Raw genomic sequence first — 16,130 nt, 5'->3', positions numbered from 1 at the left:
TGGTGTCTCTAGTGAGTGTGTCATGGATGGCAATATCTCACGCAGACGGGTGCTGGCAGGACTCGGCGCGGCAGGAATCACCGGCCTCGCGGGCTGTGCGAGCGGGGATGGAACGCCGGAGCCGACCGACGGCGGCGGTGACAGCACCGAACAGAACGGAACCGTGACCGCCGGTGGCTCGGTCTCCGGCTCGGTGAAGATCGGCGTCCTCCAGCCGGTGTCGGGGGACCTGAAGTACTACGGCCAGCAGGCGCTGTGGGGCTTCTATCAGGGCTTCGACTACAAGGGCGAAGGGGGCTTTACCCCCCCAGCCGAGACGGGAACGCACACCGCGACGGTCGGCGACGTGGACTACGAGCTGGTCGTCCGCGACACGCAGCTCTCGGCGGACCAGGCGCAGACGCTCGCCACGGACCTCGTGCAGAACGAGGGCGTCGATATGCTGTTCGGCTGCACTTCCTCCGCGTCGGCGACGCGCGTCATCAAGACCGTCTCGACGCAGGCGAACATCCCGACGCTCATCGGCCCGGCCGCGAGCGCCAGCATCACCGCGAACGCGGAGACCTGCTCCGACGTGGTGTTCCGCACCTCCGAGAACACCGCGATGGACGCCCGGTCCGGCGGGAAGTACGTCGCCGAGAACACCGACGTGGAGAAGGTGTATCTCTTCGGCGCGGACTACTCGTTCGGCCGTGCGGTCGTCAACAACTACAAGACGGTGTTGCGGGCCAACGGCGTCGAGATCGTGGGCGAGAAGTTCGTCCCCCGCGGGTACAGCGAGTGGGATGGCCTCCTCGACAACGCGGCGGCCGCGGGCGCGGGCGGCATCGTGGCCGGGTTCACCGTCGCCACGCTCCCGCAGCTCTTTACGACCTACCTCAACGGCGGCTACGACTTCTCCGTCTTCGGCGGCTTCGCCACCCAGATCACGACGAGCATCATCGGCCAGACGCTCCAGAAGGTGCTCGGCGAGCCGCTAACGAGGGAGAAGCTCCAGAACGCGGGGCTCGGCCCTTTCACTTCCCGCTACCACTGGAACCAGTACGACAACCCCATCAACGACGCCTTCGTCGAGTCGTACACGAACGCCTACGGCATCGTCCCGGACCTGTTCACCTCGGGGACGTTCGCGGCCTCCTCGGCCATCGTCCAGTCCGTCGAGGCCTCCGGCTCCACCGAGGGCGCGGACATCGCCGCCGCGATGCGCGGGATGACCATCGCCGAGACGCCGAAGGGCGAGGACGCCTACACCTTCCAGAGGTACAACAATCAGGCCCGGTCGGCGATGACCATCGCGGACGTCGTGCCGAGCGACGAGAAGAACTGGAACGCGGCCATCATGCCCAGCGAACCGCTCGCGCGCATCGGGAAGGACCAGACCACCATCCCGGCCGACAGCGACGAGATGGGCTGCTCGCTGTAATGCTCCGAACGGCGGGCCTCACCAAGCGGTTCGGCGGCCTCACCGCCGTCGACGACGTGGACTTCGAGCTGTCGGACGGGGAACTCTGCTCGCTCATCGGCCCCAACGGCGCGGGCAAGACCACGTTCTTCAACCTCCTCACGGGGGCGCTCGAACCCACCGAGGGGTCGATTCACCTCCAGGGAACGGAGATAACGGGGACGCCCCCGCACGCCGTCGCCCAGCTCGGCGTCCACCGCTCGTACCAGATCACGAACGTCTTCCCCACGTCGACGGTGCTGGAGAACGTCCGTATCGCCGCGCAGGCCCACGGCGAGGACTCCTTCCGGGCGTGGCGGAACGTGAACAGCTTCGAGCCCTATCTCGAGGAGGCCCACGCGATTCTGGAGCGCGTGGGGCTCGCGGACGACGCCGAGACCATGGCCTCGACGCTCTCACACGGCGAGAAGCGCCAGCTCGAAGTCGGGGTCGCGCTCGCGGGCGACCCCGACGTCCTCCTCCTGGACGAGCCGAACGCCGGCGTCTCCTCCGAGAGCGTGGACCGCGTCATCGACCTCATCGAGGACGTGGCGACGGACCACGCCGTCCTGCTCGTCGAGCACAACATGGACATCGTGATGAACGTCTCCGACCGCATCGTCGTCCTCAATCGCGGGGCCGTCATCGCCGACGGCACCCCCGAGGAGGTCCGGGATGACCCCGCGGTGCAGGAGGCGTATCTCGGCGGGTACGAGCCCGGAACGCTGGAGGTGTCGGGATGATCCTCGAAGTCGAGGACGCCCACACCTACTACGGCGAGAGCCACATCCTCGAGGGCGTCTCCATCGAGGTGGCGGAGGGTGAGACCGTCGCGCTCATCGGCCGGAACGGGGTCGGGAAGACGACGACCCTGCGGACGGTGCTGCAGCTCACGCCGCCGCGGGAGGGCTCCGTGCGCTACCGCGGCGAGGAGCTGGTCGGGCTCGGCACCCACGAGGTCGCCGAGCGCGGCATCGGCTGGATTCCCGAAGATAGGAGAGTGTTCTCCCAGCTCACCGTCGCCGAGAACGTCCGCATCGCGGTGCCGAAGGGGGGTGACACCGAGGCCGCCATCGCCCGCGTCTACGACACCTTCCCCGCGCTGGCGGAACGCAAGGACGCGAAGGCCGGGGCACTCTCGGGCGGACAGCAGCAGATGCTCGCCATCGCCCGCGGGCTCGTCAACGAGAACGACCTGTTGCTCATCGACGAGCCGTCGGAGGGGCTAGCGCCGCAAATCGTCGCCGACGTGGGACAGGCCATCGCCGACGTGGCGGCAGACGACACCGTCCTGCTCGTCGAGCAGAACCTCCCGCTCGCCATGGACCTCGCGGACCGCTTCTACCTGCTCGACAACGGGAACGTCATCACGGAGGGCGAGGCCACCTCCGGCGTCGCGGACGACGAGGAGATACGGAGGTATCTCTCCGCATGATGCTCGTTCTCGACGCGCTCGGCCAGTTCCTCCGCCCGGAGGTGCTCTTCGGCGTCGCGGTCGACGGCCTCGCGAAGGCCGCGTTGTACGTGATGATCGCCTCGGGACTCACCCTCATCTTCGGCCTGATGGGCGTGCTCAACTTCGCCCACGGTTCGCTGACGATGATAGGCGCGTATCTGGGCGGCCTGTTCCTCGTGACGACGGTCACCGACGGGGCGGGCTTCTGGACCCGGATGGCGCTGTTCCTGGTGGCCGCGGTGGTCGTGGTCGCCCTGCTCAGCGCCCTCGGCGCGGCGCTGGAGGTGGGGCTGATTCGGCCGCTGTACGACCGGCCGCCCATCTACCAAATTCTCCTGACGTTCGGCATCACGCTCGTGCTGGACGAGCTGGCCCGTATCGTGGTCATCTTCTACGGCCTCCAGCCCATCAGCGACTGGCAGGCCGCGCTCGGCACGAAGCCCTCGGCGTTCGCCCAGCCCGTCGAGGTGCTGGGGCTCTCGATACGGGGGCTCGCGCTGTTCGAGATCCTCTTCGGCGTCCTCACGGTCGCCGCGGTCTGGGCCTTTCTCACGCGGACCCGCTACGGACTCGTCGTCCGTGCGGGCAGCGAGGACCCCGAGATGACCGCCGCGCTCGGCATCAACGTCCGGCGGGTGTTCACCACCGTCTTCGCGCTCGGCGCGGGGCTGGCGGGACTCGCCGGCCTGCTGCTGATGTGGGACCAGAACTGGGGCGCGTCGGTGCCGCTCGCCTCCGAGACCCTGCTGCCCGCGTTCGTCGTGGTCATCATCGGCGGGCTCGGCACGTTCAGGGGGACGGTCGTCGCCGCGCTCATCGTCGGGCTCACCGACGCCGTGATGACGTGGTGGTTCATCAACGCCGTGAACTTCTCCGGCCTGCCGGAGATGACGGTGTTCCTCATCCTCGTCGGAATGCTCATCGTGCGGCCGCAGGGCATCTTCGGCGTCGCGGAGGTGGGGGGCCATTAGCGACGCCGAGACGGTGACGGACCGCGCCGTCGCCACCACCGAGGAGTCGTGGGTCGCGCGCTATCTCCGTGAGCACGTCGCGCATCTCGCCGTCCTCGCGGTACTGGCGCTCTACCCCGGCATCTACACGGAGCTGACGGCTTCCTTCCTCGGCAGCGAGTTCGTCACGCTCCTCCCGCGCGTGGAGACGATGATCGCCGTCTTCTACTTCGGCCTCTTTGCGATGAGCTTCGACTTCATTTCGGGGTACACCGGCTACCTCTCGTTCGGCCACGCCATCTTCTACGGCACGGGGGCCTACTTCGTCGTCCTCGCGGCCAACGGGAAGGTGCCCGGTGTGCCGTACGACACGCCGTTCCTCCTCCTGCTGGTGCTCGGGGGCCTGCTCGCCGTGCTGGTGGCCATCGCCATCGGGGCCGTCTCCTTCCGGCTCTCCGGCGTCTACTTCGCGATGATAACGCTGGGGTTCTCGCAGGTGGTCTACGTCTTCATGCGCGACTGGTCGTACGTCGGCTCGTCGCCCAGAGACGGCCCCGCGGTGGTCGGGCCGGAGGGGGCGTCCCCCCCGACGTTCGAGATCGGCGTCCCGTTCGTCGACAGTCTGGGACTCGCCATCGGCCAACTGGCGGGCGACTCGCTCGAACTCGCGGGGCTGGCGCTCACCTCGACGGAGGTGTCCTACTACCTCATCGGCCTCGTGGTGGCGGTCTGCTATCTGAGCCTCCAGCGAATCATCCACTCCCCGTTCGGCCGGGTGCTCATCGCCATCCGCGAGAACGAGGAGCGGGCACGCGCCATCGGCTACGACACGTTCCGCTACAAGCTCGCGGCGTTCGCCATCAGCGGCTTCTACGCCGCCGTCGCGGGCGGGCTGTTCGCGGGCTTCCGGCGCTCCGTCTCCCCCGACAACTCCCTGTTCTTTCTCGTCACCGGGGACGCCCTGCTCGCCTCCATCATCGGCGGGTTCGGCACCCTCGCCGGGCCCCTGTATGGGAGATTATTCGACGAGACAGTTCGGGAGTTCCTCTCGAAGGAGGGCTCCGGCGGGGGGCTGCTCCCCTACCTCCGCGAGCACCTCTCGCAGGGGGCCATCGACACCGTCATCTACAACGGCCTCACCGTCGGCGAGGCCATCGAGACGTTCCTGAACGGCCACGCGGCGCTCTATCTGGGGCTGCTGTTCGTGGTGTTCGTGCTGTTCGTCCCGAACGGCCTCCTGGGAACCATCCGTGACCGTCTCGGCGGGCCGGTGGCCAAGCAGGTGGCCGAGCGACTGAAGCGGTAGTCGGACCCCCCCGATAACGGGGCTTTTTGTCGCGGCCACCGAAGCCCGCGCATGGACGAGATCGCGTTCGGGACGGACGGCTGGCGCGCCACGCTCGACACCTTCACCACCGAGCGGGTGCGCGTCGTCGGACAGGCCGTCGCCGACTACGTGCTGGAGGGGAACGGCTCGCGAGTGGCGGTGGGGTACGACGCCCGCGAGAGCTCGCGTGGCTTCGCCGACGCGCTGGCCGAGGTGCTCGCCGGAAACGGGATCGACGTGGTGCTCCCCCAGCGAGACTGCCCCACACCCGTCGTCGCGTGGACCGTCGTGGACCGCGAACTCGACGGCGCGCTCATGGTCACCGCGAGCCACAACCCGCCGGAGTACAACGGCGTGAAGTTCCTCCCCGAGGACGGCGCGCCCGCGCTTCCGGACGTGACCGAGCAGATAGAGCAGCAGCTCCGCGAACCGGACCTCCTCCCCGAATCCGAGTGGGGAACCATCGAGGAGTCCGACCTCGTGACGCCCTACGAGGAGCACGTCCTCGACCTCGTGGACACGGACCTCTCGGGAGTCACCGTGGCCTACGACGCTATGCACGGGTCTGGAAGAGGTGCCACCGACCGCATCCTCGAAGCCGCAGGCGCGGAGGTGGTCCCCCTCCGTACCGACCGCGACCCCACCTTCGGCGGTGGCTCCCCGGAGCCGAGCGCGCACCGACTCGGCGAGCTCACGGAGACCGTGATGGGGGGCGACGCCGACCTCGGCGTGGCGAACGACGGGGACGCCGACCGCATCGGTGTCGTCGCCCCCGAGGAGGGGTACGTCGACCCGAACCTCTACTTCGCGCTGATGTACGACCACCTCCTCGAAACGCGAGAGGGACCCGCCGTCCGGACGGTCTCCACCACGTTCCTCATCGACCGCGTGGCCGAGGCCCACGGCGAGGCCGTCTACGAGACCGCGGTCGGCTTCAAGTGGGTCGGCGCGGCGATGCGCGACCACGACGCGCTCCTGGGCGGCGAAGAATCGGGCGGCTTCGGGCTTCGGGGCCATCTCCGAAACAAGGACGGCGTGCTCTTCGCGCTGCTCACCGCCGCGGCTGCGGCCGAGGAGTCGCTCGACGACCGCCTCGCTCGCGTGCGCGAGGAGTACGGGGATGTCGTGCAGGACCGCGTGAGCGTCGACTGTCCCGATGCTCGAAAAGCCGACGTGCTCCTCGAACTGGAGGACCACATCCCTGAGGCGGTGGCCGGTGCGAGCGTGGAGAAAGTCGTCACCGTCGATGGCTTCAAAATACTTCTCGAAGACGGGTCGTGGCTCCTCATGCGCCCGTCCGGCACGGAGCCGAAGCTTCGGGTGTACGCCGAGTCCTCCTCGGAGAAACGCGTGAAGGCGCTGCTCGGTGAGGGGACAGCGCTCGTGGAGCCGCTAGTCTGAGTTCCGGGTTCCACACAACCTCCCATCCACTCCCTCTTCGATGTCGAACCCCAGTTTCTCGTAGAAGGGCCTGACCTTCGGGTCGAAGTGTGCGAAAATCGTCTCGCACTCCCCCGCGACGTGCGCCACGAGCGCGCGTCCGACCCCCTGGCCGCGACGGCCCGGCCTGACGGCGATGGCGTCGATTTCGTTCTCTATCAAGACGAGCGAACCCAGAATTCGCTCACCCTCGCAGGCGACGTACTGGGTACCCTCCTCGGGCACCTCCAGCATCGCCGCGTTGAGAATCGACTCGACAGTCGGCGCTTCCTCCGCCGTGGCCTCCCGGACGTTCATCCGCCCTTGATGAGGCGCAGGACCTGCACCTCCTCGGCCTCGATGGGGGCGTCCTCGGGGACGGGAGTGCCGGAGACGAGAACGCTGGCCTCGTGGAGCGAGAAATCCAACTCGCGCAGGAGGTCGCCGTAGGTGGCCTCGTCTGGGAGGGACAGGTCGTGGGTCCCCTCGCCGACGACCTCACAGGTGACGTGCATACCCCCTCTCTGGTGTGGAGGCGTTTGTGGATATCGCTCCTGCGCAGGGGCCTCTCGGGGCCTTTATACGGCCCCGTACCCGACTTCAGAACATGAGCGAGGCCGCAGAGCGCGGGCGTGAGGTCTGGATCGAGAAGTACCGCCCGCAGACGCTTGACGAGGTGGCCGGCCACGACGAGATCACCGAGCGACTGAAAAGCTACATCGAGCGCAACGACCTGCCGCATCTCCTGTTCGCGGGGGCCGCGGGGGTCGGCAAGTGCGTGACCGGGGAGACGCCTGTACTCACCAACCGCGGCGTGGAGCGAATCGGCGATGTCGTCGGGGATGTGGATGGCTTCGACGAGCCCGACGACGACCTACAGATACTGACGTTCGCCGACGACGGCTCGTTCGAGTACGTCGAGCCGTCACACGTGTTCGGGAAGGAAGCCGATGACCTCGTTCGCGTCACGACCCGCGACGGGAACGAGATGACAGTGACCCCGGAACACAAACTGTTGACCGTCAACCACGACGGTCTCGACTGGATTCCGGCCGGGGAGCTCGACGAGGGGATGCGTGTCGTCCGTCCCCGTCGCGCGCCGCTGCCGACCGACGACGGACAGCTCGATTGGGTCCACGCGATGGACGGCGACCGGACGTTCGTCCACGTGACGGCGCAGTTCGCGCGTAAACACGACATCCCCGCCGAAGAGAACTACGTCGGGAAAAAGAAGCGTGTAATCGCGGGCCTCCGACGCGACGAGGACGAGACGGATATCGCAGCAGCCGCGGATGTGACGGTGAAAACCGTCCAGTCGTACCGTCGCGCCCTCGATACTGACCTCGACGAACCGAGTACGGCCTGCTCGCTGTCGTCGCTCCGTGACCTCGAGGCGTCCCGAGAGGAATTGCGGGAGAACGTGACAGCGACCCAGTACGTGAGCCGGAACAACCGCCGTTCCGAGCCGATATCACCGCCGTGGGAGCTCACACCCGAACTGGCAGCGTTCGTCGGATTGGCGATCAGTGAAGCACAGCTCGATGGGGGGCGCGTGAAGTTCTACAACACCGACGACCGGCTACTCGACCGATTCGAGGACGCAGCACGGGCGCTGTTCGATATCGAAGTCCGACACGGTGAACAGCGGGGCGTTCCGTACCGAGCCATCGGGAACCGAACGCTGACGCACTATCTCGAATCCTGTTTCGACACGTTCGATGGTGCGGCCGACGGGAAGGGAATCGGTTCTGCACTCGTCCGTGGGGACGAAGAGAGCCGAGCCGCGTTCCTCCGGGCCGTCTTCGATGCGGAAGCGCACGTCACGGAGAACGGAATCATCGAACTGACACAGAAGAACGAGCGGCTGATCACCCTCGTCTCGTATTTGCTCTCTGGGTTCGGCATCCCAAGCCGACGCAAACGGCAGACGAAGGCGGCGACGAACGGCACCGGCATCGAACGGGAGTATCACACCCTGTACGTCTCCAGCGCACGCCATCTCGAACGGTTTGCCGACCACGTTGGCTTCACCCTCGATACGAAGGCGGAACGGCTCGAAACGAGTGCTGCGCGCGATTCGAACCCGAACGACGATACGGTGCCGACACAGCACGCGGTCCACACGCTGTGTGAATCGCTGTATCTGAACAAGTCCGAGTACGTTCCGGAGTCGCTGAATCCCAACTCACCAGGCTGTGAGCGGTATCTGGACTGTCTCGACAGTCTCGTTGACGCGGCAACAGCGAAACTCGACGACGCGCAAGTAGTTCTCGAACAGCTCGACGGACTGAAAGCCGACATCGACGCCGCGACAGCAGTACCGGCCGCGTGGAGCAGCCAGCGCGCCGCACTCGAACCCATCGAGACGCGCCGTGAGCTCTCGGAATCGGTCGGGGTTCGCTCCGACCGGCTTCTCGAATACTCGGATGGACGGCGGACACCGGGAAGCGACCGAGCAATCGAGCTCCTCCAGCGTATCGACGGGTCCGGCACGGTCGGACTCGACCACGTCCGGACGACGCTCGCAGACGCCATCGAGACGCTCGGGGCCCCGTACAACCACGTTGCAGAAGGGACGGGAATGCGAGGAACCGATGTCAGTAGCCTCCTCGACGGCGGGAACGACCTCGCCTCGCTGACCCGGTTCCACACCGTCGCCGACCGCGTGCGTTCGCTCGCAGCCGGGATGTGCTCGATGGCGGTGCTCGACGCGCTCGAACAGCTCGACACCCTCACCACGGCCGAACTGTACTTCGATGAGGTCGAAACCGTCGAGCCCGTCGAGGAGCCACAGCGCGTGTACGACCTGACGGTTCCGGGGACCCGCAACTACGTCGCCGGGAGCGTCCCGACGGTCATGCACAACACCACCTCCGCCGTCGCCATCGCCAAACACCTCTACGGCGACGACTGGCGCGAGAACTTCCTCGAGCTCAACGCCTCCGACGAGCGCGGTATCGACGTGGTCCGCGACCGCATCAAGAACTTCGCGCGGGCCTCTTTCGGCGGCTATAATTATCGCGTTATCTTCCTCGACGAGGCCGACGCGCTCACCTCGGACGCACAGAGCGCTTTGAGAAGAACGATGGAGCAGTTCTCGAACAACACCCGCTTTATCCTCTCGTGTAACTACTCCTCGCAGATCATCGACCCCATCCAGTCACGGTGTGCCGTCTTCCGCTTCTCCCCGCTCGCGGACGAGGCCGTCGAACAGCAGGTGCGGAAGATCGCCGACGCGGAGGGTATCGAGGTCACGGACGCGGGCGTCGACGCGCTCGTCTACGCCGCGGACGGCGACATGCGGAAGGCCATCAACGGCCTGCAGGCCGCAGCGGTCATGGACGACACCGTCGACGAGGACGCGGTGTATGCCATCACCTCCACGGCCCGGCCCGAGGAGATCACCGAGATGGTGACGACGGCCATCGACGGGGATTTCACGGCCGCGCGCTCGCAGCTCGACCACCTCATCTCCGAGCTGGGTATCGCCGGCGGCGACATCATCGACCAGATGCACCGCTCCGTGTGGGAGTACGGGCTCGACGACAGAGTGGCGGTGAAACTGATGGACCGCATCGGGGAGGCCGATTATCGCATCACGGCAGGGGCGAACGAGCAAGTCCAGTTGGAGGCGCTGCTCGCGTCGCTGGCGCTGGATTCTGAGTAACTCTTCTCAGTTCAGCACCCAGAATCCATAGTTGAGGTAGGCGGCGAAGCTCACCCACGCGAGATACGGAACGAGCAGCACGGCCGCTCGCCGGTCCACGCGGGCGAAGGTGGCGATGGTGGCGACGATGGCGAGCCACAGCATCGCGATGACGACGAGTCCCCAGAACGGGGACTGGAGGCCGAAAAACGCCGCGCTCCAGGCGAGGTTGAGCGCGAACTGGCCGGCGAACACCCAGAGAGCGAGCCGTGCGTCGGGCCCCCACTCGCGCCAGACGAGCCACGCGGCGACGCCCATGAGCGCGAAGAGGGTGGTCCAGACGGGGCCGAACACCCAGTCCGGGGGCGCGAGTGCGGGCTGGTCGAGGGTACGGTACCACGAGTCGAGGGAAGTGGCCGTAAAGACGGAGCCGGCGGCACCGACGAGTTCACAGACGAGGATTGCGGCGACGAGCGAGAGGCCGGGGCGCTCGCGGGGGATGGAGACGACGTTCATACCCGGAGAGAGGGCGGCAGGTGAGAAAAGTCAGGCGTCTGTCGAGGCGGGCGGTGTCGTGACGCCCGTGATCTCGATGCGGGCTCCGTCGCGGTCGGACGGCGTGACCTCCCAGCCGTGCGCGCGGGCGACCTCGCTGACGACGGCGAGCCCGATCCCCGCCTCGTCCGTAGCGTAGGTGAGCACGCCGTCGCGGGCGGTCGGGGCGAGCCCGGGGCCGTCGTCGGCGATGTAGAAACCGTCGTCGAGGACGCCGAGTTCGATGGCGATGTCGTCACCGGCGGTCAGCATGTTCTGGAACACCGTCTCGAAGAGGACGGCCAACGCGTCGGGGTCGGCCTCGATCCGTCGGGTGCCTCGGAGGAGGAACTGCGCGGTCGGGGCCTCCAGCCGGCCCCACGCGGCGAGCGCCTCCTCCCCCACGTCGACGGGTTCGAGGACGACCTCGCGGGTGCGGGCGATGGAGAGCAGCCCGTTCGTGATGGCGTCCATGCGGTCGTGTGCGCGCTCGATGCGGTCGAACGCCGTCGCGTCCCCCTCCCGGGCGAGCTCGAGGTAGCCGTCGGCGATGTTGAGGGGGTTCCGGATGTCGTGGGCGACGACGGCGGCGAAGCGATCGAGTCGGGCGTTGCGCTCACGGAGCGCCCGTTCGCGCCGCTCGAGCGAGTCGCGCGTGAGATTGCCGCGGACGTCGTAGAACCCGAGGACGACGCCCGTGAGCGCCCCCGTGTTCGTCGCGCTGAGGTAGATGAGCGGGACGTCCACGAGCGGGACGCCGGACTCGAGCTGGTAGGCGACGGCGAGCCAGCCGACGACGCCGGTCTTGGCGGCGACGAGGACGGACCAGCCGAGCACGCGGTGGGCGTACCGGCGGTAGGTGGGAGTGAGGAGGAGCAGCCCGCCGGCGGCGATGACGAGGACGCCGAACAGGGCGTCGACGCCCTCGAGGAGGAAGGCGTACCGGGAGGCCGTGGTGCCGAAGGCGAAGACGGCGGTGGTGAGCGCGAAGCCGAAGGCTATCAGTCCGAGACAGGCCCCGCGGTCGGTTACCCCCGAAATCCCCCGCATATACCACCCACACTGGCGACGGAGCGATATACCGTTTTGGGCCGACTGGGGGCAGAGAGCCGGGAACTGGTAGTCGCGCGCGTCCGGCGGGACCGCGCCTGAAACACGGCACCGGCTGACGAACGGGCGTGTGAGGGTGTTCGGAACCCTTTTAGACGAACGGGGACCAGATGCGGGCAATGAGCGACCTCGACGAGGAGTACCAGCTCGAGTACTTCGCGGAGAACGGGTTTACCCGCATGGAGTGCTCCGAGTGTGGTGCCCACTTCTGGACCCGCGACGAGGGCCGGGAGACCTGCGGTGAGCCGCCCTGTGCGGAGTACAGCTTCATCGACGACCCCGGCTTCGACGAGGCCTACACGTTAGAGGAGATGCGCGAGGCGTTCCTCTCCTTCTTCGAAGCGAACGACCACGCCCGCATCGACCCCTACCCGGTCGCGGCGAACCGCTGGCGTGACGACGTGCTCTTGACGCAGGCCTCGATCTACGACTTCCAGCCGCTCGTCACCTCGGGGAAGACCCCGCCGCCGGCGAACCCGCTGACCATCTCTCAGCCCTGCATCCGGATGCAGGACATCGACAACGTCGGCAAGACGGGCCGGCACACGATGGCGTTCGAGATGATGGCTCACCACGCCTTCAACACGCGCGAGGACGCCGAGGCCGACTACGCCTACGAGGGTGAGGTCTACTGGAAGGACGAGACGGTCCAGTACTGCGACGAGCTGTTCGAGTCACTGGGCGCGGACTTAGAGGAGATCACCTACATCGAGGACCCGTGGGTCGGGGGCGGCAACGCCGGTCCGGCCATCGAGGTCATTTATAAAGGAGCGGAGCTCGCCACGCTCGTCTTCATGTGCATGGAGCAGGACCCCGACGGGGACTACGAGATGAAAGACGGGAACCGCTACTCCTTCATGGACACCTACATCGTCGACACCGGCTACGGGCTGGAGCGGTGGACCTGGATGAGTCAGGGCACCCCGACGGTGTACGAGGCGGTCTACCCCGAGATGATCGCCTTCCTCAAGGAGCACGCCGGCATCGAGCACACCGAGGAGGAGGAGTCGCTCATCCACCGGAGCGCGAAGCTCGCGGGGCACATGGACATCGACGAGGCCGACGACATGGACTCCGCCCGCGACAACATCGCCCGGAAGCTCGACGTCTCGAAAGCCGAGTTGACGGCACTGATGGAGCCGCTGGAGGACATCTACGCCATCGCGGACCACTGCCGGGCGCTCGCGTACATGTTCGGCGACGGCATCGTCCCCTCGAACGTCGGGACGGGCTATCTCGCCCGCATGGTCCTGCGGCGCACGAAGCGGCTCGTCGACAACGTCGGCGTCGACGCCCCGCTCGACGAGCTGGTCGACATGCAGGCCGACCGCCTCGGCTACAAGAACCGCGACACCATCCGCGATATCGTCCGCTCGGAGGAGGCCAAGTACAGAGAGACGCTCGAGCGCGGGGGGCGGAAGGTCCGCCAGCTCGCCGACGAGTACGCGGCGCGGAACGACCCGATCCCCCTCGAGGAGGTCATCGAGCTGTACGACTCCCACGGCATCCAGCCCGACATGGTGGAGGAGATCGCCGCCGAGAAGGGCGCGGACGTGAACATCCCCGACGACTTCTACTCGCTGGTGGCCGCGCGCCACGGCGGGGAGACGGCGTTCGAAGGGGAGGAGACCGAGAGCGCGGCCGACCGCATCGACGACCTCCCCGCGACGGACAAGCTCTACTACGAGGACCAGTCGCGCATGGAGTTCGAGGCCGTCGTCCTCGACGTCCTCGACCGCGAGGACGGCTACGACGTGGTGCTCGACCAGACGATGTTCTACCCCGAAGGTGGGGGCCAGCCCGCCGACCACGGCACCCTCTCCACCGATGACGTGACCGTCGAGGTGGCGGACGTCCAGAGCCACGGCGACGTCATCCTCCACCGCACCGACGAGGACCCCGGCAAGGGTGAGTTCGTCCGCGGGAAGGTGGACGCCACCCGTCGCCGCCGGCTGATGCGCCACCACACCGCCACACACATCATCGGCCACGCGGCCCGCGAGGTGCTCGGCGACCACATCCGGCAGGCCGGCGCGCAGAAGGGGACCGACTCCTCCCGCATCGACGTGACCCACTACGAACGCATCACCCGCGAGGAGGTGAAACGCATCGAGCGGGTCGCGAACCAGCTCGTCACCGACAACTTCCCCGTCAAACAGCAGTGGCTCCACCGCAACGAGGCCCAGGAGAGACACGGCTTCGATCTGTTCCAGGGCGGCATCCCGCCGGGCACCGAGATCCGCCTCATCCAGGTGGCGGAGGACGTACAGGCCTGCGCCGGCACCCACGTCTCCCGAACCGGAGACATCGGGACCATCAAGGTGCTCACCACCGAGCGCGTGCAGGACGGCGTCGAGCGCATCGTCTTCGCCGCGGGTGACGCGGCCATCGAGGCCACCCAGCGCACGGAGGACGCCCTCTACTCGGCGGCCGAGGCGTTCGACGTGAACCCGCTCGAGGTCCCCGAGACCGCGGAGCGCTTCTTCACGGAGTGGAAGGACAGAGGCAAACAGATCGACGAGCTCAAAGAGCAGCTCGCGGAGGCGCGGGCGGCCGGCGGCGAGGCCGAGACCGTCGACATCGGTGGCGTCGAGGCCGTCGTCCAGCGCATCGACGCCGACATGGACGAGCTCCGCAAGACCGCGAACGCGCTCGCCGAGGAGGGGAAGATCGCCGTCCTCGGTTCCGGAGTCGACGGCGCGACGTTCGTCGTCGCCGTCCCCGACGGCGTGGGCGTCAACGCCGGGCAGGTCGTCTCCGAGCTCGCCGGCAAGGTCGGCGGCGGTGGCGGCGGCCCCGCAGACTTCGCGCAGGGTGGCGGCCCCGACGCCGAGAAGCTCGACGAGGCGCTGGAGGCGGCCCCCGACGTGCTGTTGCAGGTGCTCGACGCCTGAACCGGGACCAATCGTTTTTCTACGCGGCCGCGCGAAGGGTGAGCGTGCCAACCGCGACGAACGGAGGCGTGGCCCTCCACTACGACCGCGAAGGGAGCGGCGAGCCCGTGGTGTGCATCCCGGAAGCCGGCACCGGCGCGTGGCTGTGGAGCTGGCAGTTCCCGGCGCTCGCCGGCCCCTTCGACGCCATCGCCTTCGACCCGCGAGGGACCGGGCGGTCGGATGCGGCCGACGACTACTCGCTCGACGCGCTCGTCGCCGACGTGGAGACCGTCTGCCGCGACGCGGGCGCGAAGAAAGTCCACCTCGTCGGCTGCGGATTGGGGGGGATGGTCGCGCTCGCCCACGCCCGCCGCCACGGGCGCGCCCGGAGCCTCACGCTCTTCGGGACGCCCGCGACGGGCGAGGCCGTCGACACCGACGCGCTCGCCCGGCTCTTCACCGAGGAGTGGCCCGAGGTGGCGTTCTCGCCCGACTACCCGCTGGAACGCACACGTATCGAGCGCTGGCGGGAGGGCGACGCCGACGCCGAGACCCGAACCGAGTTGTTCGACACGATACGCGAATTCGACGCCGGCCCGCTGTACGAACTCGGCGTCCCCGCGCTCTGTCTCGGCGGGGTCGCCGACCCCGTCGTCCCCGCGAGCACGGTCGAAGAACTCGCTGACGGCCTCCCCCGCGGCCGGTTCGAGGCCGTCGAGGGGCGGCATCTCTGTTTCGCCGAGCACAGCGCGGCCGTGAACGACGCGATTTCCGGCTTCCTGGAGACCCATGCGACTTGACCTCGATTCCCTGTCGGGGTACGACCCCACCCGCATCGCGGGGGACCCCGACGAGCAGGCCGCGGTGCTCGCGCCCGTCATCGCCCGCGAGGACGGGGACTACCTCCTCTTCACCGAACGCTCACCCGACCTCGAACAGCACGCGGGGGAGATGTCCTTCCCCGGTGGCGGGCGGGACCCCGCCGACACCGACCTGCGCGAGACCGCACTGCGGGAGGCGGATGAAGAAATCGGACTGAATCCCGGCGAGGCCGACGTGGTGGGCCACCTCGACGACGTGCCGGGGCCGTTCGGCCACGTCATCCGTCCGTACGTCGGCCGGGTCCCCGACCGGGAGTACATCCCGGACGGGCGGGAGATCGTCGAGACCGTCGTGCTCTCGGTCGATGCCCTCACCGACCCCGCGAACTACCGGAGCGAGGTCCGGGACCGCCCCGAGCGCGGCCGCGTCGTCATCCCCTACTTCGAGGTCGACGGTGCGCTCGTCTGGGGGTTGACGGGCTTCATGCTCTCCTCGCTGCTGGAGTTGACGACCGACTGGGAGCCGCCCGCGCCGGAATGACGCGGGCGA

14 protein-coding genes are annotated in these 16,130 nt (G+C 67.8%); 10 read left to right on the top strand and 4 right to left on the bottom strand.

Annotated elements, in window-relative coordinates; translation table 11 throughout:
- Nucleotides 1-22: 22 nt before the first annotated feature.
- The 6 genes from ACQUQR_RS16730 to ACQUQR_RS16705 all read left to right on the top strand — a co-directional run bounded on the left by ACQUQR_RS16730 (nt 23) and on the right by ACQUQR_RS16705 (nt 6,575).
- Nucleotides 23-1,423 (top strand): ABC transporter substrate-binding protein, encoded by a 1,401-nt coding sequence (locus ACQUQR_RS16730; protein WP_435197536.1) that lies wholly within the window; start codon nt 23-25, stop codon nt 1,421-1,423.
- The gene (locus tag ACQUQR_RS16725) at nt 1,423-2,184 is read left to right on the top strand and encodes an ABC transporter ATP-binding protein (RefSeq protein WP_435197535.1); all 762 of its coding nucleotides are present in this window, start codon (nt 1,423-1,425) and stop codon (nt 2,182-2,184) included. The genes ACQUQR_RS16730 and ACQUQR_RS16725 overlap by 1 nt, the downstream gene beginning before the upstream one ends.
- Nucleotides 2,181-2,876: an ABC transporter ATP-binding protein gene (locus tag ACQUQR_RS16720; protein WP_435197534.1), complete on the top strand. Its 696-nt coding sequence runs from the start codon at nt 2,181-2,183 to the stop codon at nt 2,874-2,876. Before ACQUQR_RS16725 ends, ACQUQR_RS16720 begins: the two co-directional genes overlap by 4 nt.
- Nucleotides 2,876-3,868, top strand: a complete 993-nt coding sequence (locus tag ACQUQR_RS16715) for a branched-chain amino acid ABC transporter permease (RefSeq protein WP_435197533.1) — start codon at nt 2,876-2,878, stop codon at nt 3,866-3,868. Before ACQUQR_RS16720 ends, ACQUQR_RS16715 begins: the two co-directional genes overlap by 1 nt.
- A 121-nt stretch (nt 3,869-3,989) precedes the next feature.
- Complete coding sequence (locus ACQUQR_RS16710; RefSeq protein ID WP_435197593.1) at nt 3,990-5,153, top strand: branched-chain amino acid ABC transporter permease; 1,164 nt, start codon at nt 3,990-3,992, stop codon at nt 5,151-5,153.
- Nucleotides 5,154-5,204: 51 nt separating this feature from the next.
- Nucleotides 5,205-6,575 (top strand): phosphoglucomutase/phosphomannomutase family protein, encoded by a 1,371-nt coding sequence (locus ACQUQR_RS16705; protein WP_435197532.1) that lies wholly within the window; start codon nt 5,205-5,207, stop codon nt 6,573-6,575.
- On the opposite strand, the gene ACQUQR_RS16700 is transcribed toward ACQUQR_RS16705, so the two are convergent.
- A complete protein-coding gene (locus ACQUQR_RS16700; RefSeq protein ID WP_435197531.1) occupies nt 6,567-6,911 on the bottom strand; it encodes a GNAT family N-acetyltransferase in 345 nt (114 codons plus the stop codon). The genes ACQUQR_RS16705 and ACQUQR_RS16700 overlap by 9 nt on opposite strands.
- Nucleotides 6,908-7,108 carry a ubiquitin-like small modifier protein SAMP2 gene (gene samp2, locus ACQUQR_RS16695; RefSeq protein WP_435197530.1) on the bottom strand — a complete coding sequence of 67 codons (201 nt, stop codon included), beginning with the start codon at nt 7,106-7,108 and terminating at the stop codon, nt 6,908-6,910. The genes ACQUQR_RS16700 and samp2 overlap by 4 nt, the downstream gene beginning before the upstream one ends.
- 92 nt (nt 7,109-7,200) lie before the next feature.
- On the opposite strand from samp2, the gene ACQUQR_RS16690 reads away from it, so the two are divergent.
- The gene (locus tag ACQUQR_RS16690) at nt 7,201-10,260 is read left to right on the top strand and encodes a replication factor C small subunit (RefSeq protein ID WP_435197529.1); all 3,060 of its coding nucleotides are present in this window, start codon (nt 7,201-7,203) and stop codon (nt 10,258-10,260) included.
- Between the two features lie 6 nt (nt 10,261-10,266).
- Here ACQUQR_RS16690 and ACQUQR_RS16685 read toward each other — a convergent pair whose 3' ends face one another.
- Nucleotides 10,267-10,755 carry a TspO/MBR family protein gene (locus ACQUQR_RS16685; protein WP_435197528.1) on the bottom strand — a complete coding sequence of 163 codons (489 nt, stop codon included), beginning with the start codon at nt 10,753-10,755 and terminating at the stop codon, nt 10,267-10,269.
- 30 nt (nt 10,756-10,785) lie between these two features.
- The gene (locus ACQUQR_RS16680; protein ID WP_435197527.1) at nt 10,786-11,823 is read right to left on the bottom strand and encodes a sensor histidine kinase; all 1,038 of its coding nucleotides are present in this window, start codon (nt 11,821-11,823) and stop codon (nt 10,786-10,788) included.
- Nucleotides 11,824-12,002: 179 nt separating this feature from the next.
- Between ACQUQR_RS16680 and alaS the strand changes: the two genes are divergently transcribed.
- From alaS to ACQUQR_RS16665, 3 genes are read left to right on the top strand one after another with little or no spacing between them, the layout of a single operon-like run.
- Nucleotides 12,003-14,777 (top strand): alanine--tRNA ligase, encoded by a 2,775-nt coding sequence (alaS, locus tag ACQUQR_RS16675; protein ID WP_435197526.1) that lies wholly within the window; start codon nt 12,003-12,005, stop codon nt 14,775-14,777.
- A gap of 44 nt (nt 14,778-14,821) precedes the next feature.
- The gene (locus ACQUQR_RS16670) at nt 14,822-15,559 is read left to right on the top strand and encodes an alpha/beta fold hydrolase (RefSeq protein WP_435197525.1); all 738 of its coding nucleotides are present in this window, start codon (nt 14,822-14,824) and stop codon (nt 15,557-15,559) included.
- Complete coding sequence (locus ACQUQR_RS16665) at nt 15,549-16,121, top strand: NUDIX hydrolase (RefSeq protein ID WP_435197524.1); 573 nt, start codon at nt 15,549-15,551, stop codon at nt 16,119-16,121. Before ACQUQR_RS16670 ends, ACQUQR_RS16665 begins: the two co-directional genes overlap by 11 nt.
- The last annotated feature ends 9 nt before the right edge of the window (nt 16,122-16,130 follow it).

The organism is Natronomonas sp. EA1 (assembly GCF_051195035.1).
Taxonomy (GTDB): domain Archaea; phylum Halobacteriota; class Halobacteria; order Halobacteriales; family Haloarculaceae; genus JBNTJV01.
This window is presented reverse-complemented; position numbering and strand designations above follow the sequence as displayed.